The 21,772-nt window shown below is 63.1% G+C and carries 20 protein-coding genes and 1 tRNA gene; all 21 read left to right on the top strand.

The window, feature by feature from the left end:
- Window positions 1–135 precede the first annotated feature (135 nt).
- The 21 genes from sufB to rpoC all read left to right on the top strand — a co-directional run bounded on the left by sufB (window position 136) and on the right by rpoC (window position 21,744).
- Window positions 136–1,662 carry a Fe-S cluster assembly protein SufB gene (sufB, locus tag ACSBOB_RS19175; protein ID WP_442577688.1) on the top strand — a complete coding sequence of 509 codons (1,527 nt, stop codon included), beginning with the start codon at window positions 136–138 and terminating at the stop codon, window positions 1,660–1,662.
- Window positions 1,662–2,114, top strand: a complete 453-nt coding sequence (locus ACSBOB_RS19170; RefSeq protein WP_442577687.1) for a nucleotidyltransferase domain-containing protein — start codon at window positions 1,662–1,664, stop codon at window positions 2,112–2,114. Before sufB ends, ACSBOB_RS19170 begins: the two co-directional genes overlap by 1 nt.
- Window positions 2,111–2,524, top strand: coding sequence for a HEPN domain-containing protein (locus ACSBOB_RS19165; RefSeq protein WP_442577686.1), 414 nt, complete (start codon window positions 2,111–2,113; stop codon window positions 2,522–2,524). Before ACSBOB_RS19170 ends, ACSBOB_RS19165 begins: the two co-directional genes overlap by 4 nt.
- A complete protein-coding gene (locus ACSBOB_RS19160) occupies window positions 2,521–2,784 on the top strand; it encodes a hypothetical protein (RefSeq protein ID WP_442577685.1) in 264 nt (87 codons plus the stop codon). Before ACSBOB_RS19165 ends, ACSBOB_RS19160 begins: the two co-directional genes overlap by 4 nt.
- 48 nt (window positions 2,785–2,832) lie before the next feature.
- Window positions 2,833–3,123: a hypothetical protein gene (locus ACSBOB_RS19155; protein WP_442577684.1), complete on the top strand. Its 291-nt coding sequence runs from the start codon at window positions 2,833–2,835 to the stop codon at window positions 3,121–3,123.
- Window positions 3,116–3,871, top strand: coding sequence for a Fe-S cluster assembly ATPase SufC (gene sufC, locus ACSBOB_RS19150; RefSeq protein WP_442577683.1), 756 nt, complete (start codon window positions 3,116–3,118; stop codon window positions 3,869–3,871). Before ACSBOB_RS19155 ends, sufC begins: the two co-directional genes overlap by 8 nt.
- A gap of 9 nt (window positions 3,872–3,880) precedes the next feature.
- Window positions 3,881–5,149 carry a Fe-S cluster assembly protein SufD gene (gene sufD, locus ACSBOB_RS19145; RefSeq protein WP_442577682.1) on the top strand — a complete coding sequence of 423 codons (1,269 nt, stop codon included), beginning with the start codon at window positions 3,881–3,883 and terminating at the stop codon, window positions 5,147–5,149.
- Window positions 5,142–5,531: a VOC family protein gene (locus tag ACSBOB_RS19140; protein WP_442577681.1), complete on the top strand. Its 390-nt coding sequence runs from the start codon at window positions 5,142–5,144 to the stop codon at window positions 5,529–5,531. Before sufD ends, ACSBOB_RS19140 begins: the two co-directional genes overlap by 8 nt.
- The gene (locus tag ACSBOB_RS19135) at window positions 5,524–6,765 is read left to right on the top strand and encodes a cysteine desulfurase (RefSeq protein ID WP_442577680.1); all 1,242 of its coding nucleotides are present in this window, start codon (window positions 5,524–5,526) and stop codon (window positions 6,763–6,765) included. Before ACSBOB_RS19140 ends, ACSBOB_RS19135 begins: the two co-directional genes overlap by 8 nt.
- 5 nt (window positions 6,766–6,770) lie before the next feature.
- Window positions 6,771–7,175 carry an SUF system Fe-S cluster assembly protein gene (locus tag ACSBOB_RS19130; RefSeq protein WP_442577679.1) on the top strand — a complete coding sequence of 135 codons (405 nt, stop codon included), beginning with the start codon at window positions 6,771–6,773 and terminating at the stop codon, window positions 7,173–7,175.
- Between the two features lie 312 nt (window positions 7,176–7,487).
- Window positions 7,488–8,282 (top strand): hypothetical protein, encoded by a 795-nt coding sequence (locus tag ACSBOB_RS19125; RefSeq protein WP_442577678.1) that lies wholly within the window; start codon window positions 7,488–7,490, stop codon window positions 8,280–8,282.
- Between the two features lie 27 nt (window positions 8,283–8,309).
- Window positions 8,310–9,098 (top strand): hypothetical protein, encoded by a 789-nt coding sequence (locus tag ACSBOB_RS19120; protein ID WP_442577677.1) that lies wholly within the window; start codon window positions 8,310–8,312, stop codon window positions 9,096–9,098.
- A gap of 164 nt (window positions 9,099–9,262) precedes the next feature.
- Window positions 9,263–9,338: transfer RNA gene (locus tag ACSBOB_RS19115), tRNA-Trp, on the top strand.
- 295 nt (window positions 9,339–9,633) lie between these two features.
- Window positions 9,634–9,837, top strand: coding sequence for a preprotein translocase subunit SecE (gene secE, locus ACSBOB_RS19110; protein WP_396647924.1), 204 nt, complete (start codon window positions 9,634–9,636; stop codon window positions 9,835–9,837).
- 25 nt (window positions 9,838–9,862) lie between these two features.
- Window positions 9,863–10,402 carry a transcription termination/antitermination protein NusG gene (nusG, locus tag ACSBOB_RS19105; protein ID WP_442577676.1) on the top strand — a complete coding sequence of 180 codons (540 nt, stop codon included), beginning with the start codon at window positions 9,863–9,865 and terminating at the stop codon, window positions 10,400–10,402.
- A gap of 153 nt (window positions 10,403–10,555) precedes the next feature.
- Entirely contained in the window at window positions 10,556–10,984 is a 429-nt protein-coding gene (gene rplK, locus ACSBOB_RS19100; RefSeq protein ID WP_396647925.1) for a 50S ribosomal protein L11, read from the top strand.
- Window positions 10,985–10,988: 4 nt separating this feature from the next.
- Window positions 10,989–11,687, top strand: coding sequence for a 50S ribosomal protein L1 (gene rplA, locus ACSBOB_RS19095; protein WP_442577675.1), 699 nt, complete (start codon window positions 10,989–10,991; stop codon window positions 11,685–11,687).
- Between the two features lie 382 nt (window positions 11,688–12,069).
- Window positions 12,070–12,588 carry a 50S ribosomal protein L10 gene (gene rplJ, locus ACSBOB_RS19090; protein WP_442577674.1) on the top strand — a complete coding sequence of 173 codons (519 nt, stop codon included), beginning with the start codon at window positions 12,070–12,072 and terminating at the stop codon, window positions 12,586–12,588.
- A 57-nt stretch (window positions 12,589–12,645) separates the two neighbouring features.
- Window positions 12,646–13,023 (top strand): 50S ribosomal protein L7/L12, encoded by a 378-nt coding sequence (gene rplL / locus ACSBOB_RS19085; RefSeq protein WP_442577673.1) that lies wholly within the window; start codon window positions 12,646–12,648, stop codon window positions 13,021–13,023.
- Window positions 13,024–13,224: 201 nt separating this feature from the next.
- Window positions 13,225–17,364, top strand: a complete 4,140-nt coding sequence (gene rpoB / locus ACSBOB_RS19080) for a DNA-directed RNA polymerase subunit beta (protein WP_442577672.1) — start codon at window positions 13,225–13,227, stop codon at window positions 17,362–17,364.
- A 183-nt stretch (window positions 17,365–17,547) separates the two neighbouring features.
- Window positions 17,548–21,744: a DNA-directed RNA polymerase subunit beta' gene (gene rpoC, locus ACSBOB_RS19075; protein WP_442577671.1), complete on the top strand. Its 4,197-nt coding sequence runs from the start codon at window positions 17,548–17,550 to the stop codon at window positions 21,742–21,744.
- Window positions 21,745–21,772 lie beyond the last annotated feature (28 nt).

The following is a 21,772-nucleotide window of genomic DNA, read 5'->3' as shown; positions in this document are numbered from 1 at the left end:
GCGCGCTGGCCTTCCGGCCCGCGGCCTTTGGCCCGTGAATGCGGCGCAAGGCGCACTATATAGAGGCTACGCCGCCTGGCGGTGCCATAGTTTGAAAACGGTCGGGCCTTTAACCCGGCATGGATGGAGAACGCGATGCCTGCTGTGCAGGAAACGATCGAGCAGGTCCGCAAGATCGATGTCGATCAATACAAATACGGTTTTGAATCGATCATCGAGATGGACAAGGCCCCAAAGGGCCTGTCCGAGGACATCATCCGGTTCATCTCGGCCAAGAAGGGCGAGCCGGAGTGGATGCTCGAATGGCGCCTCGGCGCCTATCGCCGCTGGCTGACGCTGGACGAGCCAACCTGGGCGCGCGTCCACTATCCGAAGATCGATTTCCAGGATCTCTATTATTACGCGGCGCCGAAGAGCCAGTCCGGCCCGCGTTCGCTCGACGAGGTCGATCCGGAACTGCTGAAGGTCTACGAAAAGCTCGGCATCCCGCTGAAGGAGCAGGAGATTCTGGCCGGTGTCCAGAAAGCGCCGGCTGCCGACGAGGATGACGACGGCGTCGCCAACGACAATGTCTATAAATCCGGCCGCGTCGCGGTCGACGCGGTGTTCGATTCGGTTTCCGTCGTCACCACCTTCAAGGAAGAGCTTGCGCGGGCGGGCGTCATCTTCTGCTCGATGTCGGAGGCGATCCGCGAGCATCCGGAACTGGTGCAGAAATATCTTGGAACGGTCGTTCCGACATCCGACAATTATTACGCGACGCTGAACTCAGCTGTGTTCACCGACGGCTCCTTCGTGTTCGTGCCGAAGGGCGTGCGCTGCCCGATGGAACTCTCGACCTATTTCCGCATCAACGAGAAGAACACCGGCCAGTTCGAACGCACACTGATCATCGCCGAGGAGGGGGCTTACGTCTCCTATCTCGAAGGCTGCACCGCGCCGCAGCGCGACGAGAACCAGCTTCACGCCGCCGTGGTCGAATTGGTGGCGCTGGATGACGCCGAGATCAAGTATTCGACCGTCCAGAACTGGTATCCCGGCGACGCCGAGGGCAAGGGCGGCATCTATAATTTCGTCACTAAGCGCGGCGACTGCCGCGGCGACCGTTCGAAGATCTCGTGGACGCAGGTGGAGACCGGATCGGCGATCACCTGGAAATATCCGAGCTGCATCCTGCGCGGCGACGATTCCCACGGCGAGTTCTATTCGATCGCCGTATCGAACGGTTATCAGCAGGTCGATAGCGGTACCAAGATGATCCATCTCGGCAAGAACACGACGAGCCGCATCATCTCCAAGGGCATCGCCGCCGGCTTCTCGCAGAACACCTATCGCGGCCAGGTCTCGGCGCACCGCAAGGCGACCGACGCACGCAATTTCACCAACTGCGACTCCCTGCTCATCGGCAACAATTGCGGCGCGCATACGGTGCCATACATCGAGGCGAAAAACGCCAGCGCCCAGTTCGAGCACGAGGCGACGACATCGAAGATATCCGACGACCAGAAGTTCTACGTGATGCAGCGCGGTATTCCCGAGGAGGAGGCGATCGCGCTGATCGTCAACGGTTTCGTCAAGGATGTCATTCAGCAACTGCCGATGGAGTTCGCGGTCGAGGCGCAGAAGCTGATCGGGATTTCGCTGGAGGGGAGCGTGGGGTGATGGCTGTTGCCGCACACCATACGAGCGAGGTCGAGGAAAGCCTGACCGGGATACTCGGCCAGCGCGTCGGCAATGTCTGGGTGACACCGGACGGTCGTATTGTGCCGCCGAACTATGGGTCGCACGACAACGAGGCCGATGCGCTGGCGGAGCTTGTCGACAGGCTGGTCGCGGCTCTCGACCCGCAAATGATCTGGCTTTTCGGTAGCCGGGCTCGTGGCGATGCGAGACAAGACAGCGACTTCGATTTGTTGGTGGTTGCCAAGCGCCACGGCGCATTCGGTTCGGATGATTATGAGAAGGTCTATGCGCCTGTCTCGGGAAGCGAAATCGGCGCTGATGTCGTGCCATGCGGACATGAGGATTTTTTCGAAGCGCTGGAACTGCGGACGTCGTTTGTGTCCCGCATCGTCGCGGAAGGGCGTCTCGTCTATGGTGAGTTGAAGCCATGACCGGCGAAGATCACCGCAGACGACGCATATTCTCGTTCATGACGCTGGCACGCGAAGAACTCAATGCGGCAGCGGTGCTACCGAAAGTCAACGAGCGTCAGGCCGCATATTTTCAGCAACAAGCGGTAGAGAAATTACTCCGTGCGGTGTTGGAGGCGGAGGACGTATTGACTGGCCCGACGCACAACATAGGCGATTTGGCCGGGCGTCTGCCGGACGGACACTTGCTCGAAGCAAAGTTTGTCCGCTTCGACGGTCTGAGTGTTGCCGCCACGCGATACCGCTATCCGGGCGGATCTGGTCGACTGGCAAGCCCTACGGCGGGTGAGGTTGCGCGGCTCCAGGCCGACATACAGGCATTGGCGGAGGAGGTAGGCGTTTTTCTCAACGGGAAGGGGTATGAGGCGTGAGCCAGCCCGTCAAATCTGCCCTTCTTCCGATTGTTCTGATTGCGCCCTACGCCATCACTCTGTTTTTGGCGATCGTCGGCGGTTTCGTGGCCTTGGTCGGAGCCATAGGACGCGTTGAGGATTTGCTGCGCATCGGGGGGGCGGTTTCAGCATTCGGCGCTTTGGCTTTCTTCATCCTGCTGCTTTCGCCATGGGCCAACTTGGCCGGCTTGCTGATCCGCGGTAGCTCGGACGACGGTCGGCGGGAACGCGGAAAATGACGACAACCCCTGGCATCGAAATGCGCCTGGAACTCGTGGAGTGATGGCATGACCACGGAACTGCCATCCCATATCTGGTTCGTCCGCTCCAACGGCGGATCGGGCTCCTATCCGGTCAGGCCAGAGGGCTGGCGTGTGGTGTGGGTTTTCGTCGGCGGCGTGGTGATTTCAGCCTTTGTCGCCTTGCTTCTGGCGGCGGCGGGGCCGACCTGGCTGTGGGCGCTGGCTTTCCTCGCCGGCATGGCCGCCTCGGCCTGGTACTTCATCGCCACGGCGCGCAAACATACCGACTGTTCAATACGTTATACCGACTATCTGAAAGAACAAAAAAATGCTTGAGATCAAGAACCTGCACGCCCGTATCGCCTCGACCGGCACGGAGATCATCCGCGGCCTGAACCTGACGGTGAAAGCCGGCGAGGTGGCGGCGATCATGGGGCCGAACGGGTCGGGCAAATCGACGCTGTCCTACGTGCTGGCCGGCCGCGACGACTATGAGGTCACCGAGGGCGAGGTGCTCTACAACGGCCAGTCGATCCTGGAGATGGATCCGGCCGAGCGCGCCGCGTCCGGCATTTTCCTCGCCTTCCAGTATCCGATGGAGATTCCCGGCGTCGCCACGATGGAATTCCTGAAGGTGGCGCTCAACGCCCAGCGCAAGGCGCGCGGCGAGGAACCGCTCAAAATCCCGGAATTCTTGAAGCGCGTGAAGGAGGCGGCCGGCTCGCTGGAGATGGATATGGCGATGCTGAAGCGGCCGCTGAATGTCGGCTTTTCCGGCGGCGAGAAGAAGCGGGCCGAGATATTGCAGATGAAGCTGCTCCAGCCGAAATTCTGCGTGCTTGACGAGACGGATTCCGGCCTCGACATCGACGCGCTGCGCATCGTCGCCGACGGCGTCAATTCGTTGCGCGCGCCCGACCGTGCCTTCCTGGTCATCACCCATTACCAGCGGCTGCTGGATTACATCGTGCCGGACACGGTGCATGTGCTTTATCGCGGCCAGGTGATCAAATCGGGCGACAAGACGCTGGCGCACGAGCTGGAAGCCAACGGCTATGCGGGCATCATCGAAGAGGCGGCATAGGTGTCCGTCATGAACATGCATGTAACCCCAGCACGCACGCAGGCCGAGACGGCCCTGGTCGAGGCGTTCGGCGAGCGCGTGTCGGAATTGGCCGGCGACGGCGCGGTCATGGTGAAGCGTGACGAGGCGATCGAGGCGATCAAGGACGGCTTGCCGACCCGCCGCGTCGAGGCCTGGCACTATACCGACCTGCGCCGCCTGCTCGCCGTCGTTCCTGCCTTCGATCCGACCGCTAATGCCAAGACCTTGCCGCCGGTGGTGCAGGGATCGACGGTGTTGCCGATCCTGAATGGCATGGTCCACGGCAAGGCCCCGGTTGTCGACGGCGTGACCTTCCAGCCTCTGTCCGAAAAGCTGACCGACGGCAGCTTTGCCCGCGCGCTCGGGGCGCGCGACCGGGATGACGCGATTGGCGCCCTGAACACCGCATTCGTCAGCGACGGATGGTTCATCGACATCGCTGCGGACACGGATGTTGCCACCCCGATCGAATTGCAGAACGTCCAGGCTGGCGGCCAGACGCATGTGCGCATGCCGGTCCGCGTCGGTGCGGGCGCCAAAGCGACGATCGTCGAGCGTCAATCGGGCAGCGGTGCGGCTCTTTCCACTTCGGTCGCCAATCTGCTTGTCGGCGACAATGCCGAAATCCTCTGGCTGATCGTCCAGGACCAGCCGGTGACGGCCACGCATCTCGCGCAGTTCAACGCCGAACTCGGCAGGAACAGCAAGCTGACGCTGTTCATCATGAACACCGGCGGCAGGCTGGTGAGGCAGGAAGTGCTCGTCAAGGCGGCGGGCGAGGGCGCCGATTTCCAGCTTCGCGGCGTCAATCTGCTCGCCAGCGACGCGCATACCGACCTCACCATGGTGCTCGATCATACCGCGCGGAACACCGGCTCGCGCGAACTGATCCGCAATGTGGTGACCGGCAAGGCGCGCGGCGTCTTCCAGGGCCGCATCAACGTGCATCAACTGGCGCAGAAGACCGACGCCAAGATGGCCTGCAACACGCTGCTTCTGTCCGACGACGCCGAGTTCTCGGCCAAGCCGGAACTGGAGATCTTCGCCGACGACGTGCAGTGCGGCCATGGCGCGACGGTCACCGAGATCGACCACAACCACCTTTTCTACCTGATGGCGCGCGGCATCGACGAGAAGACCGCCAACGGCCTGCTGGTCAAGGCGTTCGTCGCCTCGGTCATCGAAAGTCTCGACAACGAGACGATCGTCGATGCGCTGGAAGCGCGGCTCGACACATGGTTCGAGGCCAATGGCTAGGCTGCCGACATCGCTCGACCATTGCGTCATCCACGTCTCCGACTGGGAGCGGGCGCGAAAGTTCTACGTCGATGTGATCGGCTGTGAGGCGGTGCCGCGCCAGGCCGGCTACATGTTCAGGCTGGCCGACCGGCAACTCAACTGCCATGGCAAAGGTGTCACCGCCGATCCGGTGGCAAAACTGCCGGTGCAGCCGGGCAACAGCGACCTGTGTTTCCGCTGGAACGGACCGATCGCCGGCGCAGTTGACCACCTGAGCGTGCAGGGGATCGAGATCGAACTTGGCCCGGTCGCCCGTTTCGGCGCGCAAGGCGACGGCACCAGCGTCTATTTCCGCGATCCCGACGGGTCGCTGATGGAGTTCATAAGCTATCATGGATGACAGGGTCAGCCGCCCCACTTACGACGTAGAGGCGATCCGCCGCGACTTCCCGATTCTTGCACGAGAAGTCTACGGCAAGCCGCTGGTCTATCTCGACAATGGCGCCTCGGCGCAGAAGCCGCAGCTGGTGCTCGACACGATCCAGCACGCCTACGCCAACGAATACGCCAACGTGCATCGCGGCCTGCATTTTTTGTCGAACGCCGCGACTGACGCCTATGAAAAGGCGCGCGAAACCGTCCGCCGCTTCCTGAACGCTGGCAGCACGGAAGAAATCGTCTTCACCTCCAACACCACGGCCGCCATAAACACGGTTGCCTACGGTTGGGGCATGCCCAACATCGGCGAGGGCGACGAGATCGTCGTGTCGATCATGGAGCACCACTCCAACATCGTGCCCTGGCATTTCATCCGCGAGCGGCAGGGCGCGAAGCTGGTCTGGGTGCCGGTCGACGATCTCGGCGAACTGCATCTGGAGGATTTCGAGAAGTCGCTGACCGAGCGCACGAAACTGGTCGCCATCACCCATATGTCGAATGCGCTGGGCACGATCACGCCGATCAAGGAGATCGTTGAGATCGCCCATGCGCGCGGCATTCCGGTGCTGGTCGACGGCAGCCAGGCGGCTGTGCACATGACAGTCGACGTGCGCGACCTCGACTGCGATTTCTATGTCTTCACCGGCCACAAGGTCTACGGCCCGTCGGGCATCGGCGTGCTCTACGGCAAGAAGGCGATGCTGGACTCGATGCGGCCCTTCCAGGGCGGCGGCGAAATGATTTTCGACGTCACCGAGGACGAGGTCACCTACAACGACCCGCCGCACCGTTTCGAGGCGGGCACGCCGCCGATCGTCCAGGCGATCGGCCTGGGTGCGGCGCTCGACTACATGGATTCGGTCGGGCGCGAGCGCATCGCCGCCCACGAGGCCGACCTGAAGGCCTACGCGCATGAGCGGCTGCGCTCGATCAACTCGCTGCGAATCTTCGGCGACGCGCCCAACAAAGGCGCCATCGTTTCCTTCGAGCTGCAAGGCATCCACGCGCACGACGTGTCGATGGTGATCGACCGGCAGGGCGTCGCCGTGCGCGCCGGCACGCATTGCGCCCAGCCGCTGTTGAAACGCTTCGGCGTCACCTCCACATGCAGGGCATCATTCGGCATGTACAATACGCGCCAGGAGGTGGACATTCTGGCGGAAGCGCTCGAAAAAGCGCGAAAGTTCTTCGGGTGACGACCATGGAAGACGCTGCAACTTCGATCCCTGCCGATGCCGAGCCGCAGACCGTGGCCGACGTTCCCGCCAGCGGCGCGGCCTCCGCCATTCCGGCGGAGGAACTGGCGCGCATCACCGACGATATCGTCTCGGCGCTGAAGACCGTCTATGACCCCGAGATTCCGGCCGACATCTACGAACTCGGCCTGGTCTACAAGATCGACATCGAGGACGACCGCTCGGTCAAGATCGACATGACGCTGACCGCCCCCGGCTGCCCGGTCGCCGGCGAGATGCCGGGCTGGGTGCAGGACGCGGTGAGCGCTGTGGAAGGCGTGTCCGGCGTCGACGTCAACATGGTGTTCGATCCACCCTGGACGCCCGACCGCATGTCGGAAGAGGCGCAGGTCGCGGTGGGGTGGTATTAAGTCGATTAACCCATCGGCTTGACCTGTAAGCTGCGCTGGTGCTCGGGGCGGAGTGAGAATCGGATCATCGCCGGGCGTTGCGGTTTGGATACGGCGGAGGCCTGTCGGTAGCCCCGACCGACGGGGCCTATTGCGCGGGATCGCACCTCAATTAGGATAGGCCCGATCGAGGGTTTCGGGTTGGCAAAGGGACGTCATTTCACCGGTTGGGCATATGGGCTGCTGGGACTGGTCCCGGCGCTGGCCGCGATCTTGCACGCACATGCCGCGTTTGCCGCCGGTTCCGTCGCCCAGACAAACGAAGACCCGCCCATGCGGTTCGCCGTCGTCCGCAGCAATGCCTCCGGCTGCGAGCCGACCTGCCCGGAATGGATATCGGCGGAAGGCGCCATCGTCGCCGCCACGCCGGCGCAGTTCAATAAACTCCTGAAGACCCTGGGCGGGCGCAGGCTGCCCGTGATTGTCAGTTCGCCCGGCGGTGACGTCGACGCGGCGCTCGCGCTCGGACGGACGATCCGCAAGAACCGGCTGGATGTCGCCGTCGGCCTGACGCGCTTCGAGGGCTGCGAGCCAGCCGCGAAGGATTGCAAGCTGAACGACGGCAAGGGTGCGCCGTATGTCGGCGGCGCCTTCGCCAGTGGCGCCTACTGCGCCTCGGCCTGTCCGCTGATGCTGGCAGGCGGGATTCGGCGGGTGGTCGGCCAGTGGGCCTATCTCGGGGTCCACCAGATCACGACCACCTTTTACCGGACGAAGGTGCTGTACCGAACGAAATACAAGGTCGTGAAAGGCAAGAAGAAGATCATCGAAAAGAAGGTGGTCAGCCGCAAGAACGCCGGCAGCTACAAGACGTACGAGATGAACAAGGCTCTGGAAAAGAGGCTGGCGGCGTATTTCAAGGAGATGGGGGTAGGGCCCAATCTGCTTGTCACGATCAAGAACACACCGGCAAGCACGCTTCGGCAGATCGTCGCCTACAACATGCTGCAGATGAACCTGATCACCAGCCTCGACGGCGCCGAACTGCTGACTTCGGCGGATGTCTGCAAGACGGTTCCGGCGGCAGCTAATTGCCGTGTCGTCACGGTCTCGGACCTCGAGGGATAGAAACTGCGACGTTCGTTACGATTTCCGATGCCGGCGAGATTTTTCGGCAGCCATCTTGCGTTGAGGGCCATCCTGGCGATGCCGGCGCTGTGCGTTGCGCTCACGTCGAGCCTGCTGGCAGCCGACTCGGCGGCGCAGCAGCCCTGGCCCATGCGATTCGCGGTCGTGCGGACGAACGATACCGCCTGCGAGCCGACCTGCCCGGAATGGATTTCGGCGGAAGGTGCGGTCGGCGCCAAGACGCCGGCGCTTCTGAAAGCCACGCTGAAGACACTGGGCGGCCGCAAATTGCCGATAATCCTGTTCTCGTCCGGCGGGAACCGCGATGCCGCGATGGAATTGGGGCGGATCATCCGGCGCGGCGGGCTGGATGTCGCGGTTGGCAGAACCATGTTCACGGGCTGCCGTCCGGACGAAAAGGACTGCAGGGCGAACGACGGGAAGGGCGCGGATTTTTTCGGACAAGCGCTTTCGCGAGGACATTGCGCGGCAGAGTGCACGTTGGTGCTCGCTGGCGGCGTCGAACGCATCGTTCCGGATCAAGCCATCTTCCATGTCCGTCTCACGGACCCGAAGATGAGCAAGGCGGCGGAACGCAAACTATTGGCGTATCTGAAGGAGATGGGCGTCGGCCCAAGCCTGCTCGACGCGCTGAAGACCCCGCCGGACAGCAATCTCGACATGGCGCCGTTGAAGGCGTCCGGACTGATAACGGGCACCAGGGCCGTCGAGAGCATAACCGGCAGCGCCATATGCAAGACATTCCCGGCGCCGGACAATTGTCGTGTTTTCACGACGATGGATCTGGAGAATTAGGGATTGCTAAAATTCAAGAATGATGAGCGGCCGGACCCATCGGGTTTGCAGCCCGGTTCCCGAGCGCCGAGCGGCCTGCGTCTCGAGGCTTGGTGGCGACGGTGACGAGTCGCTCGAAACCGCACTTGAGTTCTCCTCCGCTTTGTGAAATAGCAGCGCGCAATAGGGGTATAGCTCAGTTGGTAGAGCGGCGGTCTCCAAAACCGCAGGTCGCAGGTTCGAGCCCTGCTGCCCCTGCCACTTCTGGCGCCATAGGGGCGCTGTGTAAGCCATAGCCTGACCGCGGGACGATTGGATGGTTCCGGGCAAGGTGTTTGGAGGTAAGACCGGTTCGGCCCTTGCAAGTGTCGGGATTCGGTTTTATGTAGTGACGACAGACACGCGGCGCGTGGAGCTGGACATCCGGCTTTGCGCGTCATAATTGCATGGTTGAAACGCCTCCAGACGATTCGGTCGCGTTTCGATTTCTTGCAGCGGCAATCCCGGCCAACGGGACGGAATGGGGCTCTTCGGAGCCTGCGGAACAGAGCGGCAGATGGCATCGAAGACCACCAATCCTTTTACCTTCCTCCAGCAGGTAAGGTCCGAGACGGCGAAAGTGACGTGGCCGTCGCGGCGCGAGACGTTGATCTCGACCGTCATGGTCGTGGTTTTCGCCGTCATAGCGATGATCTTCTTCTTTGCCGCCGACCAGCTGATGGCCCTTGGCATCGACCTGATCCTCGGCCTCGGCCGCTGATACCGGCGTTTACGGAGAACTGCTGATGACGGCGCGCTGGTACATCGTCCATGCCTATTCGAACTTCGAGAAGAAGGTCGCGGAGGATATCGAGAACAAGGCCAAGCAGAAGGGCCTGAGCGAGAAGATCGAGCAGATCGTCGTTCCGACCGAGAAGGTCGTGGAAGTGCGCCGCGGCAAGAAGGTCGATGCCGAGCGGAAATTCTTTCCGGGCTACGTGCTGATGAAGGCCGAGCTCAACGACGCGGTGATCAGTCTCGTCAAGAACACGCCGCGCGTCACCGGTTTCCTCGGCGAGGACAAGCATACGGCCAAGCCGATGCACATCACCGACAAGGAGGCCGAGCGCATCCTGCATCAGGTCCAGGAGGGTGTCGAGCGGCCAAAGCCGTCGGTCACCTTCGAGATCGGAGAGGCGGTGCGAGTGTCGGATGGTCCGTTCGCCTCGTTCAACGGTTTCGTCCAGGAAGTCGACATGGAGCGGGCGCGACTCAAGGTGGAAGTTTCGATCTTCGGGCGCGCCGTGCCCGTCGATCTCGAATTCGGTCAGGTCGAGAAGGGCTGATCCGGAAGTTCCGGCCCTTCGGGCGCCGGAGCGGCGACGGCGGGATCGTTGTCGTCATGCGGTGGGAGGGAGAGCGGCTTTAGCCGGCCGTGGCTTCCGGACCACCAGACTGCAACCGCCGGGCATCCGGCATGAAACAAAGGCAGTAGAGAGATGGCTAAGAAAGTAGCGGGCCAGCTCAAGCTCCAGGTCAAGGCAGGATCGGCAACGCCGTCTCCGCCCATCGGTCCGGCGCTTGGTCAGCGTGGCATCAACATCATGGAATTCTGCAAGGCGTTCAACGCGCAGACGCAGGAGATGGAGAAGGGATCGCCGGTTCCGGTCGTGATCACCTACTACGTCGACAAGTCCTTCACCTTCGTCATGAAGACGGCTCCGGTGAGCTACTTCCTGAAGAAGGCGGCGAACCTCTCGTCGGGCTCGAAGGAGCCGGGCAAGACCAAGGTCGGCCAGATCAGCCGCGACAAGGTGCGCGAAATCGCCGCCGCCAAGATGAAGGATCTGAACGCCAACGACGTCGAGGCCGCCATGCGCATGGTTGAAGGCTCCGCCCGTTCGATGGGCCTGGAAGTGGTGGGCTAAGACGATGGCAAAGCTTGCAAAGCGCGTAGAAAAGTCCCGCGAGGGCGTCGATCCGAACAAGTCGTACTCGCTCGGCGAGGCGATCAAGATGCTGAAGGACCGCTCGAAGGTCAAGTTCGACGAGACCATCGAAGTCGCCCTCAACCTCGGCGTCGACCCGCGCCATGCCGACCAGATGGTTCGCGGCGTGGTCAACCTGCCGAACGGCACGGGCCGCACGGTCCGCGTCGCCGTCTTCGCCAGGGGCGCCAAGGCCGACGAAGCCAAGGCTGCCGGCGCCGACATCGTTGGCGCGGAGGATCTGGTCGAGATTGTCCAGAAGGGCACGATCGACTTCGATCGCTGCATCGCCACGCCGGACATGATGCCGCTGGTCGGCCGTCTCGGCAAGGTGCTCGGCCCGCGCGGCATGATGCCGAACCCGAAGGTCGGCACGGTGACCATGGACGTCGCGGCCGCGGTCAAGGCCTCCAAGGGCGGCGCCGTCGAGTTCCGCGTCGAGAAGGCCGGCATCATCCACGCCGGCGTCGGCAAGGTCTCGTTTGAGATCAATGCGCTGGAGGAGAACGTTCGCGCGCTGGCCGATGCCGTCAACAAGGCGAAGCCGACCGGCGCCAAGGGCATCTACATGAGGAAGATGTCGGTGAGCTCCACCATGGGCCCCGGCCTCAAGGTCGATCTGGCGAGCCTCAGCGCAGTCTGATGATCCGATTGAAGGCCGGCTGCGAGAGCGCGGGCCTTCCAACGAATTCCGGGCCAGACCATCGGCCCGGGCTGCGGAAGCAGACGAACGCTTCCGGACTATCCTGTCCGAGATTGCAGGCGGTCCAGGTTTGTCCTGGTCCTTAATTCGCATGGGCCTGCATGAGACGGGTGAAAACCGGACAAAGGGGTGTCGCAGCCCCGATGAAGGGTTTGAACCGTGTTTGCCTTTTGTCCGCACGCCGGCCGTCGAGACGGTCGTCGTAACGAAAGGGGACAGGATCCTCGAACGTCGTTCGGGTGATCCGTATGGATGACCCGGGCGGCAAAAGGCAACCCGATCTTCGTTCCGGCAACGGACGGAGGTCAACTGGAGATAGGCAGTGGACAGAGCGGAAAAACGCGAACTCGTCACGGGCCTGAACGACGCCTTCAAGGGCGCCGGTTCAGTGGTCGTGGCCCACTATGCCGGTATCACCGTCGCGCAGATGAACGATCTTCGCTCGAAGATGCGTACTGCCGGCGGCACCGTCAAAGTCGCGAAGAACCGTCTCGCCCGCATCGCTCTTCAGGGTACGGAATCCGAAAGCATCATCGATCTGTTCAAGGGACAGACGCTGATCGCCTATTCGGAGGATCCGATTGCGGCGCCCAAGGTCGCCTCCGATTTCGCCAAGGGGAATGACAAGCTGGTCATTCTCGGAGGCGCGATGGGATCGACCGCGCTCAACGCCGACGGGGTGAAGGCTTTGGCCACGCTCCCGTCGCTCGACGAGCTGCGCGGCAAGCTGGTGGGGCTCATCGTCGCCCCGGCAACCCGGATCGCCCAGATCGTCAATGCGCCGGCAGCATCCGTTGCCCGCGTTATCGGCGCTTATGCCCGGAAGGACGAGGCGGCGTGAGGCCGTTCCTCGCTATCCTCATCAACACGTGTTCAAACTTCTTGAAGGAAAATCAAAATGGCTGATCTCGCCAAAATCGTAGACGACCTTTCGAGCCTGACGGTCCTCGAGGCTGCCGAGCTTTCGAAGCTGCTGGAAGAGAAGTGGGGCGTTTCCGCTGCCGCTCCGGTGGCTGCCGCCGCCGCTGTCGGTGGTGGCGCTGCTGCCGCTCCGGTCGAAGAGAAGACCGAGTTCGACGTCGTCCTCGTGGACGCCGGCGCGCAGAAGATCAACGTCATCAAGGAAGTGCGTGCGATCACCGCCCTCGGCCTCAAGGAAGCCAAGGATCTGGTCGAAGCTGCTCCGAAGCCGGTCAAGGAAGGCGTCAACAAGGCCGACGCCGACAAGTTCAAGGCCCAGCTGGAAGCAGCCGGCGCCAAGGTCGAGCTGAAGTAAGTACTGCGGCTGCCGGCGGACGGAAATCCGTCCGCCGGTCCCCGCGTATTGGGGGATGTTTCGAAAACCTCTTTCCTGAAGGCCGCGTGACGGCTTTCAGGAAACGGGTTTTCTCCCGTTTTAGGACTGACCCTGGCCTGCCGGGGTCCTTACATGCAAGGCGTGCCGGTTGGACGCGCCCCAAGCGAGCAAGGAGCGACGATGGCCCAGACCGCGACATTCAATGGCCGCAGACGCGTACGCAAGTTCTTCGGGAACATCCCGGAGGTTGCCGAGATGCCGAACCTCATCGAGGTGCAGAAGGCATCCTACGACCAGTTCCTGATGGTGGACGAGCCCAAGGGCGGCCGTCCGGATGAGGGTCTGCAGGCTGTTTTCAAGTCGGTCTTCCCGATTTCCGATTTTTCCGGTTCCTCGATGCTCGAATTCGTCAAGTACGAGTTCGAAGGCCCGAAGTTCGACGTCGATGAATGCCGTCAGCGCGACCTGACCTTTGCGGCGCCGCTGAAGGTGACGCTGCGCCTCATCGTGTTCGATATCGACGAGGATACTGGCGCCAAGTCCATCAAGGACATCAAGGAGCAGGACGTGTACATGGGCGACATGCCGCTCATGACGCTGAACGGCACCTTCATCATCAACGGCACCGAGCGCGTCATCGTCTCGCAGATGCACCGCTCTCCGGGCGTCTTCTTCGACCATGACAAGGGCAAGTCGCACTCGTCGGGCAAGCTGCTGTTCGCCGCGCGCGTCATCCCGTACCGCGGCTCGTGGCTCGACATCGAGTTCGATTCCAAGGATGTCGTGCACGCCCGCATCGACCGCCGCCGCAAGCTGCCGGCAACGAGCCTGCTGATGGCGCTCGGCATGGACGGCGAGGAGATCCTGTCGACCTTCTACAACAAGATCACCTATCGCCGCTCGGGCGACCATTGGCGCATCCCGTACAATGTCGACCGCTTCCGCGGCCTGAAGGCGGTCAACGACCTGGTCGACGCCGATACCGGCGAAGTCGTGGTCGAGGCCGGCAAGAAGATCACCGCGCGCCAGGCCAAGCAGCTGGCCGACAAGGGCCTGAAGGCGATCAAGGCGACCGACGAGGATATCGTCGGCAGCTACCTCGCCGAGGACATCGTCAACTACCAGACCGGCGAGATCTACCTCGAGGCTGGCGACGAGATCGACGAGAAGACGCTGAAGGTGCTGCTGTCGACCGGCGAGGACGAGTTCGCGATCCTCGACATCGACCACATCAACATCGGCGGCTACATCCGCAACACGCTGGCCGTCGACAAGAACGAGAGCCGCCAGGACGCGCTGTTCGACATCTACCGAGTCATGCGCCCGGGCGAGCCGCCGACGATCGACACGGCGGAAGCCATGTTCAACTCGCTGTTCTTCGACAGCGACCGCTACGACCTGTCGGCCGTTGGCCGCGTCAAGATGAACATGCGCCTCGACCTCAAGGCCGAGGACACCGTGCGCGTGCTGCGCAAGGAGGACATCATCGCGGTCGTCCGCACGCTGGTCGAACTGCGCGACGGCAAGGGCGAGATCGACGACATCGACAATCTCGGCAACCGCCGGGTGCGTTCGGTTGGCGAGCTCATGGAGAACCAGTACCGCGTCGGCCTGCTGCGCATGGAGCGCGCGATCAAGGAGCGCATGTCGTCGATCGAGATCGACACCGTCATGCCGCAGGACCTGATCAACGCCAAGCCGGCGGCCGCCGCCGTGCGCGAGTTCTTCGGCTCCTCGCAGCTGTCGCAGTTCATGGACCAGACCAACCCGCTGTCGGAGATCACCCACAAGCGCCGCCTGTCGGCGCTTGGACCGGGCGGCCTGACCCGTGAGCGCGCCGGCTTCGAAGTGCGCGACGTTCACGTCACCCACTACGGCCGTATCTGCCCGATCGAGACGCCGGAAGGCCCGAACATCGGCCTGATCAACTCGCTCGCCACCTTCGCCCGCGTCAACAAGTACGGTTTCATCGAAAGCCCGTACCGCAAGATCATCGACGGCAAGGTGTCCTACGACGTCGTCTACCTGTCGGCGATGGAGGAGGCCAAGCACTATGTTGCGCAGGCCAACGCCCAGCTCGACAAGAACGGCTCGTTCACGGAAGAATTCGTCATCTGCCGGCATGCCGGCGAGGTGATGATGACGCCGCGCGAGAACGTCGACCTGATGGACGTGTCGCCGAAGCAGATGGTGTCGGTCGCAGCCGCGCTCATCCCGTTCCTGGAAAACGACGACGCCAACCGCGCCCTGATGGGCTCGAACATGCAGCGTCAGGCCGTGCCGCTGGTGCGCGCCGAGGCTCCGTTCGTCGGCACCGGCATGGAGCCGATCGTGGCCCGCGACTCCGGCGCCGCGATCGCTGCCCGCCGCACCGGCATCGTCGACCAGGTGGACGCGACCCGTATCGTCATCCGCGCCACCGAGGACCTGCTTCCGGGCAAGTCCGGCGTCGACATCTACCGTCTGATGAAGTTCCAGCGCTCGAACCAGAACACCTGCATCAACCAGCGTCCGCTGGTGCGCATGGGCGACCGGATCGAGAAGGGCGACATCATCGCCGACGGTCCGTCGACCGATCTCGGCGATCTGGCGCTCGGCCGCAACGTGCTCGTCGCGTTCATGCCGTGGAACGGCTACAACTACGAGGATTCGATCCTTCTCTCCGAGAAGATCGTCTCGGACGACGTCTTCACCTCGATCCACATCGAGGAATTCGAGGTCATGGCCCGCGACACCAAGCTCGGGCCGGAAGAGATCACGCGCGACATTCCGAACGTTTCGGAAGAGGCCCTGAAGAACCTCGACGAAGCCGGCATCGTCTATATCGGCGCGGAAGTGCAGCCGGGAGACATCCTGGTCGGCAAGATCACGCCGAAGGGTGAAAGCCCGATGACGCCGGAAGAGAAGCTTCTGCGCGCCATCTTCGGCGAGAAGGCGTCCGACGTCCGCGATACCTCCATGCGTATGCCTCCGGGCACCTACGGCACGGTGGTCGAGGTCCGCGTGTTCAACCGCCACGGCGTCGAGAAAGACGAACGCGCCATGGCGATCGAGCGCGAGGAGATCGAACGCCTCGCCAAGGACCGCGACGACGAGCAGGCGATCCTCGACCGCAACGTCTATTCGCGCCTTTCCGACATGATCGTCGGCCGCGAAGCGGTGCAGGGACCGAAGGGCTTCAAGAAGGGCACCACCCTTACGAGGGAGCTGCTGGTCGAGTATCCGCGGTCGCAGTGGTGGCAGTTCGCCTCGGAAGACGAGGCGTTGCAGCGCGAGATCGAGGCGCTGCGCGGCCAGTACGACGATTCCAAGAAGGCGCTCGAGCAGCGCTTCATGGACAAGGTCGAGAAGGTGCAGCGCGGCGACGAGATGCCTCCTGGCGTCATGAAGATGGTCAAGGTCTTCGTGGCGGTAAAGCGCAAGATGCAGCCCGGCGACAAGATGGCCGGCCGCCACGGCAACAAGGGCGTGGTCAGCCGCATCGTCCCGGTCGAGGACATGCCGTTCCTCGAGGACGGCACCCATGCCGACATCGTGCTCAACCCGCTCGGCGTGCCGAGCCGCATGAATGTCGGGCAGATCCTCGAGACGCATCTCGGCTGGGCCTGCGCCGGCATGGGCAAGAAGATCGGCGATCTGGTCGAGGCGTACAAGGCGGGTGGCAAGATCCAGCCGCTGCGCGACACGATCGAGTCGATCATCCCCGACAATGACCGCAACGAGCCGGTGCGGCGCTTCGACGACGAGTCGATCGTGCGGCTGGGCGAGCAGATGAAGCGCGGCGTCTCGATCGCGACGCCGGTCTTCGACGGCGCGCACGAGGCCCACATCAACGAGATGCTCGAACAGGCCGGCCTGCACTCCAGCGGCCAGTCGCAGCTCTATGACGGGCGCACGGGCGAGCCGTTCGATCGCAAGGTGACGATGGGCTACATCTACATGCTCAAGCTGCACCACCTCGTGGACGACAAGATCCACGCGCGCTCGATCGGTCCGTACTCGCTGGTCACCCAGCAGCCGCTGGGCGGCAAGGCGCAGTTCGGCGGCCAGCGCTTCGGCGAGATGGAGGTCTGGGCGCTCGAAGCCTACGGCGCCGCCTACACGCTGCAGGAGATGCTGACGGTGAAGTCGGACGACGTGGCCGGCCGCACCAAGGTCTACGAGGCGATCGTCCGTGGCGACGACAGCTTCGAGGCCGGCATCCCGGAGAGCTTCAACGTGCTCGTCAAGGAGATGCGGTCGCTCGGCCTGAATGTCGAACTGGAGAATACGGCGGTCGAAGACATGCCGGTGCCGCGCATGCGCGACGCGGCCGAGTAGAGAACGGCTTTCGCCGCGGAGCCCTCAGGGTTCCGCGGCGGCGCCGAAAAGACGGCCGGAGGCCCGGCCGCGAAGGATTGTCCGATTGCGCGCGCGTGGCGGCGGCGTTCGAGCGGATCGAAAGAGGGCGCAACCCGCCCGAGCGAATTTTAAAGGGATCTCGGTCCCGAGAAGGAGAACGGCATGAACCAAGAGGTCATGAATCTCTTCAACAACAACGTCCCGGCCCAGGTGTTCGATTCCATCCGGATATCGCTCGCCAGCCCGGACAAGATCCTGTCCTGGTCGTTCGGCGAGATCAAGAAGCCGGAGACCATCAACTACCGCACGTTCAAGCCCGAGCGTGACGGCCTGTTCTGCGCGCGCATCTTCGGCCCGATCAAGGACTACGAGTGCCTGTGCGGCAAGTACAAGCGCATGAAATACAAGGGCGTCATCTGCGAGAAGTGCGGCGTGGAAGTCACGCTGTCGCGCGTCCGCCGCGAGCGCATGGGCCATATCGAGCTGGCCGCGCCGGTCGCCCACATCTGGTTCCTGAAGTCGCTTCCGTCGCGCATCGGCACGCTGCTCGACATGACGCTGAAGGACATCGAGCGCGTCCTGTATTTCGAGAACTACATTGTCACCGAGCCTGGCCTCACCGCCCTGAAGGAGCACCAGCTCCTTTCGGAAGAGGACTACATGATCGCCGTCGACGAATATGGCGAGGATTCGTTCACTGCCATGATCGGCGCCGAGGCGATCCATGCGCTGCTGGCCGAGATGAAGCTCGACTCCATCGCCGGCGAGCTGCGCACCGAGCTTGCCTCGACGACCTCGGAACTGAAGCAGAAGAAGCTGCTGAAGCGCCTCAAGGTGGTCGAGAACTTCCTGGAGTCCGGCAACCGTCCGGAGTGGATGATCATGAAGGTCATCCCGGTCATCCCGCCGGACCTGCGCCCGCTGGTGCCGCTCGATGGCGGCCGCTTCGCCACCTCGGACCTGAACGACCTCTACCGCCGCGTCATCAACCGCAACAACCGTTTGAAGCGGCTGATCGAATTGCGCGCGCCGGGCATCATCATCCGCAACGAGAAGCGCATGCTTCAGGAAGCGGTGGACGCGCTGTTCGACAACGGCCGCCGCGGCCGTGTCATCACCGGTGCCAACAAGCGTCCGCTGAAGTCGCTCTCCGACATGCTGAAGGGCAAGCAGGGCCGGTTCCGCCAGAACCTGCTCGGCAAGCGCGTCGACTATTCCGGCCGCTCGGTCATCGTGACCGGTCCGGAACTGAAGTTGCACCAGTGCGGCCTGCCGAAGAAGATGGCGCTCGAACTGTTCAAGCCGTTCATCTACGCCCGCCTCGACGCCAAGGGTTATTCCTCGACCGTCAAGCAGGCCAAGAAGCTGGTCGAGAAGGAAAAGCCGGAAGTCTGGGATATCCTCGACGAGGTCATCCGCGAGCATCCGGTTCTGCTGAACCGCGCGCCGACGCTGCACCGCCTGGGCATCCAGGCGTTCGAGCCGACCCTGATCGAAGGCAAGGCGATCCAGCTTCACCCGCTGGTCTGCACGGCCTTCAACGCCGACTTCGACGGCGACCAGATGGCGGTTCACGTGCCGCTGTCGCTGGAAGCTCAGCTCGAAGCCCGCGTGCTGATGATGTCGACGAACAACATCCTGCACCCGGCTTCCGGCGCGCCGATCATCGTGCCGTCGCAGGACATGGTTCTCGGTCTCTACTATCTATCGATCGTCAACCAGAACGAGCCGGGCGAAGGCATGGTGTTTGCCGACATGGGCGAACTCCAGCACGCGCTCGACACCAAGGCGGTGACGCTGCACGCCAAGATCAAGGGCCGCTTCAAGTCCGTCGACAAGGACGGGAAGGTCGTGTCGAAGATCTATGACACGACGCCCGGCCGTATGATCATCGGCGAGCTTCTGCCGAAGAACGTCAACGTGCCTTACGAGACCGCCAACCAGGAGATGACCAAGAAGAACATCTCCAAGATGATCGACACCGTCTACCGCCACTGCGGCCAGAAGGAGACGGTCATTTTCTGCGACCGCATCATGCAGCTCGGCTTCGGCCACGCCTGCCGTGCGGGCATCTCGTTCGGCAAGGACGACATGGTCATTCCGGACACCAAGGCGGGCGAAGTCGCCCGGACCGAGGCGCTCGCCAAGGAATACGAGCAGCAGTACAATGACGGCCTGATCACCCAGGGCGAGAAGTACAACAAGGTTGTCGACGCCTGGGCGAAGTGCTCGGAGCGAGTCGCCGACCAGATGATGGCGCGCATCAAGGCCGTCGAGTTCCTGGACAGCGGCCGTCAGAAGCCGATGAACTCGATCTACATGATGTCGCACTCCGGCGCCCGCGGGTCTCCGACCCAGATGCGTCAGCTTGCCGGCATGCGCGGCCTCATGGCCAAGCCGTCGGGCGAGATCATCGAGACGCCGATCATCTCGAACTTCAAGGAGGGCCTGACCGTTCTCGAATACTTCAACTCGACCCACGGCGCCCGCAAGGGCCTCGCGGACACCGCGTTGAAGACCGCGAACTCTGGCTACCTGACACGCCGTCTCGTCGACGTGGCGCAGGACTGCATCGTCAACGCTGTGGATTGCGGCACCGACAAGGGCCTCACCATGCAACCGATCGTCGACGCCGGCCAGGTCGTCGCGACGCTCGGCCAGCGTGTTCTCGGCCGCACGGCGCTCGACGACATCAACCATCCGGTCTCCGGCGATCTGATCGTCAAGGCCGGCACGCTGATGGACGAGCGGGACGTCGAGGCGATCGAGAAGGCCGCGATCCAGTCGATCCGTATCCGTTCGGCACTGACCTGCGAGGTCAAGGTCGGCGTGTGCGCGGTCTGCTACGGACGCGACCTGGCGCGCGGAACCCCGGTCAACCAGGGCGAAGCGGTCGGCGTCATCGCCGCGCAGTCGATCGGCGAGCCGGGCACCCAGCTTACCATGCGCACCTTCCACATGGGCGGCACGGCGCAGGTGGTCGACAGCTCCTTCATCGAAGCCTCGTACGAAGGCACGGTGCAGATCCGCAACCGCAACGTGGTGCGTAACTCCGATGGCCAGCTGATGGCCATGGGCCGCAACATGGCGGTGCTGATCATGGACGAGGCCGGCAAGGAACGTGCCACGCACCGCATCACCTACGGCTCGCGTCTGTTCGTGGACGAGGGCGACAAGGTGAAGCGCGGCCAGCGTGTCGCCGAGTGGGATCCTTACACCCGCCCGGTGCTGACCGAAATCGAGGGCCGCGTGCAGTACGAGGATCTGGTCGACGGCATTTCCGTGCAGGAAACGGCCGACGAGTCGACCGGCATCACCAAGCGCGAGGTCATCGACTGGCGGTCGACGCCGCGCGGCTCGGACTTGAAGCCGGCCATCAGCATCCTCGACTCCAAGGGCAAGGTGGGCAAGCTGTCGAAGGGCGGCGACTCCCGCTTCCTGCTCTCGGTCGAGGCCATCCTGTCGGTGGAACCCGGCTCGATGGTGCGGCCCGGCGACGTGCTGGCGCGTATCCCGATGGAATCGGCCAAGACCAAGGACATCACCGGCGGTCTGCCGCGTGTGGCCGAGCTGTTCGAGGCGCGCCGTCCGAAGGATCATGCCATCATCGCCGAGATCGACGGCACGATCCGCTTCGGACGCGACTACAAGAACAAGCGCCGGATCATCATCGAGCCGCATGATTCGACGCTGGAGCCGGTCGAGTACCTGATCCCGAAGGGCAAGCCGTTCCATCTCCAGGACGGCGACGCCATCGAGAAGGGCGACTACGTGATGGACGGCAACCCCGCGCCGCACGACATCCTGGCGATCAAGGGCGTGGAGGCGCTTGCCTCCTACCTCGTCAACGAGATCCAGGAAGTCTACCGGTTGCAGGGCGTGTCGATCAACGACAAGCACATCGAGGTGATCGTCCGCCAGATGCTCCAGAAGATCGAGATCACCGCACAGGGCGACTCGACCTACATCCCGGGCGACCATGTCGACTCGATCGAACTGGACGAGATCAACGAGCGGTTGATCGAGGAAGGCAAGAAGCCCGCGGAAGGCCAACCGGTGCTGCTCGGCATCACCAAGGCCTCGCTGCAGACGCCGTCCTTCATCTCGGCGGCCTCCTTCCAGGAGACCACCCGCGTGCTGACCGAGGCGGCCGTCGCCGGCAAGGTCGACACGCTGCAGGGCCTGAAGGAAAACGTCATCGTCGGCCGGCTAATCCCGGCCGGCACCGGCGGCACGATGAGCCAGATCCGGCGCATCGCCACCTCGCGCGACGAACTCATCCTCGACGAGCGCCGCAAGGCCTCGGGCGCGGAAGTCGCAACGCCGATGTTGACGGAAATGACCAACGCCGCCGAGTAAGCGCGGCGTAGTTATCGAAACGGAAAGG

It is taken from the genome of Mesorhizobium sp. KACC 23794, assembly GCF_052180275.1.
In the GTDB taxonomy this organism is placed as follows: Bacteria; Pseudomonadota; Alphaproteobacteria; order Rhizobiales; family Rhizobiaceae; genus Kumtagia.
This window is presented reverse-complemented; position numbering and strand designations above follow the sequence as displayed.

Excerpts from the sequence above, each read along its gene's own strand:
- sufC (WP_442577683.1), top strand. The coding sequence starts at position 3,116 with ATGCTTGAGATCAAGAACCTGCACGCCCGTATCGCCTCGACCGGCACG.
- ACSBOB_RS19135 (WP_442577680.1), top strand. The coding sequence starts at position 5,524 with ATGGATGACAGGGTCAGCCGCCCCACTTACGACGTAGAGGCGATCCGC.
- rpoC (WP_442577671.1), top strand. The coding sequence starts at position 17,548 with ATGAACCAAGAGGTCATGAATCTCTTCAACAACAACGTCCCGGCCCAG.
- rplK (WP_396647925.1), top strand. The coding sequence starts at position 10,556 with ATGGCTAAGAAAGTAGCGGGCCAGCTCAAGCTCCAGGTCAAGGCAGGA.
- rplL (WP_442577673.1), top strand. The coding sequence starts at position 12,646 with ATGGCTGATCTCGCCAAAATCGTAGACGACCTTTCGAGCCTGACGGTC.
- sufB (WP_442577688.1), top strand. The coding sequence starts at position 136 with ATGCCTGCTGTGCAGGAAACGATCGAGCAGGTCCGCAAGATCGATGTC.
- rplA (WP_442577675.1), top strand. The coding sequence starts at position 10,989 with ATGGCAAAGCTTGCAAAGCGCGTAGAAAAGTCCCGCGAGGGCGTCGAT.
- sufD (WP_442577682.1), top strand. The coding sequence starts at position 3,881 with ATGAACATGCATGTAACCCCAGCACGCACGCAGGCCGAGACGGCCCTG.
- ACSBOB_RS19130 (WP_442577679.1), top strand. The coding sequence starts at position 6,771 with ATGGAAGACGCTGCAACTTCGATCCCTGCCGATGCCGAGCCGCAGACC.
- ACSBOB_RS19140 (WP_442577681.1), top strand. The coding sequence starts at position 5,142 with ATGGCTAGGCTGCCGACATCGCTCGACCATTGCGTCATCCACGTCTCC.
- secE (WP_396647924.1), top strand. The coding sequence starts at position 9,634 with ATGGCATCGAAGACCACCAATCCTTTTACCTTCCTCCAGCAGGTAAGG.
- ACSBOB_RS19170 (WP_442577687.1), top strand. The coding sequence starts at position 1,662 with ATGGCTGTTGCCGCACACCATACGAGCGAGGTCGAGGAAAGCCTGACC.
- ACSBOB_RS19120 (WP_442577677.1), top strand. The coding sequence starts at position 8,310 with ATGCCGGCGAGATTTTTCGGCAGCCATCTTGCGTTGAGGGCCATCCTG.
- ACSBOB_RS19125 (WP_442577678.1), top strand. The coding sequence starts at position 7,488 with ATGCGGTTCGCCGTCGTCCGCAGCAATGCCTCCGGCTGCGAGCCGACC.
- rpoB (WP_442577672.1), top strand. The coding sequence starts at position 13,225 with ATGGCCCAGACCGCGACATTCAATGGCCGCAGACGCGTACGCAAGTTC.
- ACSBOB_RS19165 (WP_442577686.1), top strand. The coding sequence starts at position 2,111 with ATGACCGGCGAAGATCACCGCAGACGACGCATATTCTCGTTCATGACG.
- nusG (WP_442577676.1), top strand. The coding sequence starts at position 9,863 with ATGACGGCGCGCTGGTACATCGTCCATGCCTATTCGAACTTCGAGAAG.
- ACSBOB_RS19155 (WP_442577684.1), top strand. The coding sequence starts at position 2,833 with ATGACCACGGAACTGCCATCCCATATCTGGTTCGTCCGCTCCAACGGC.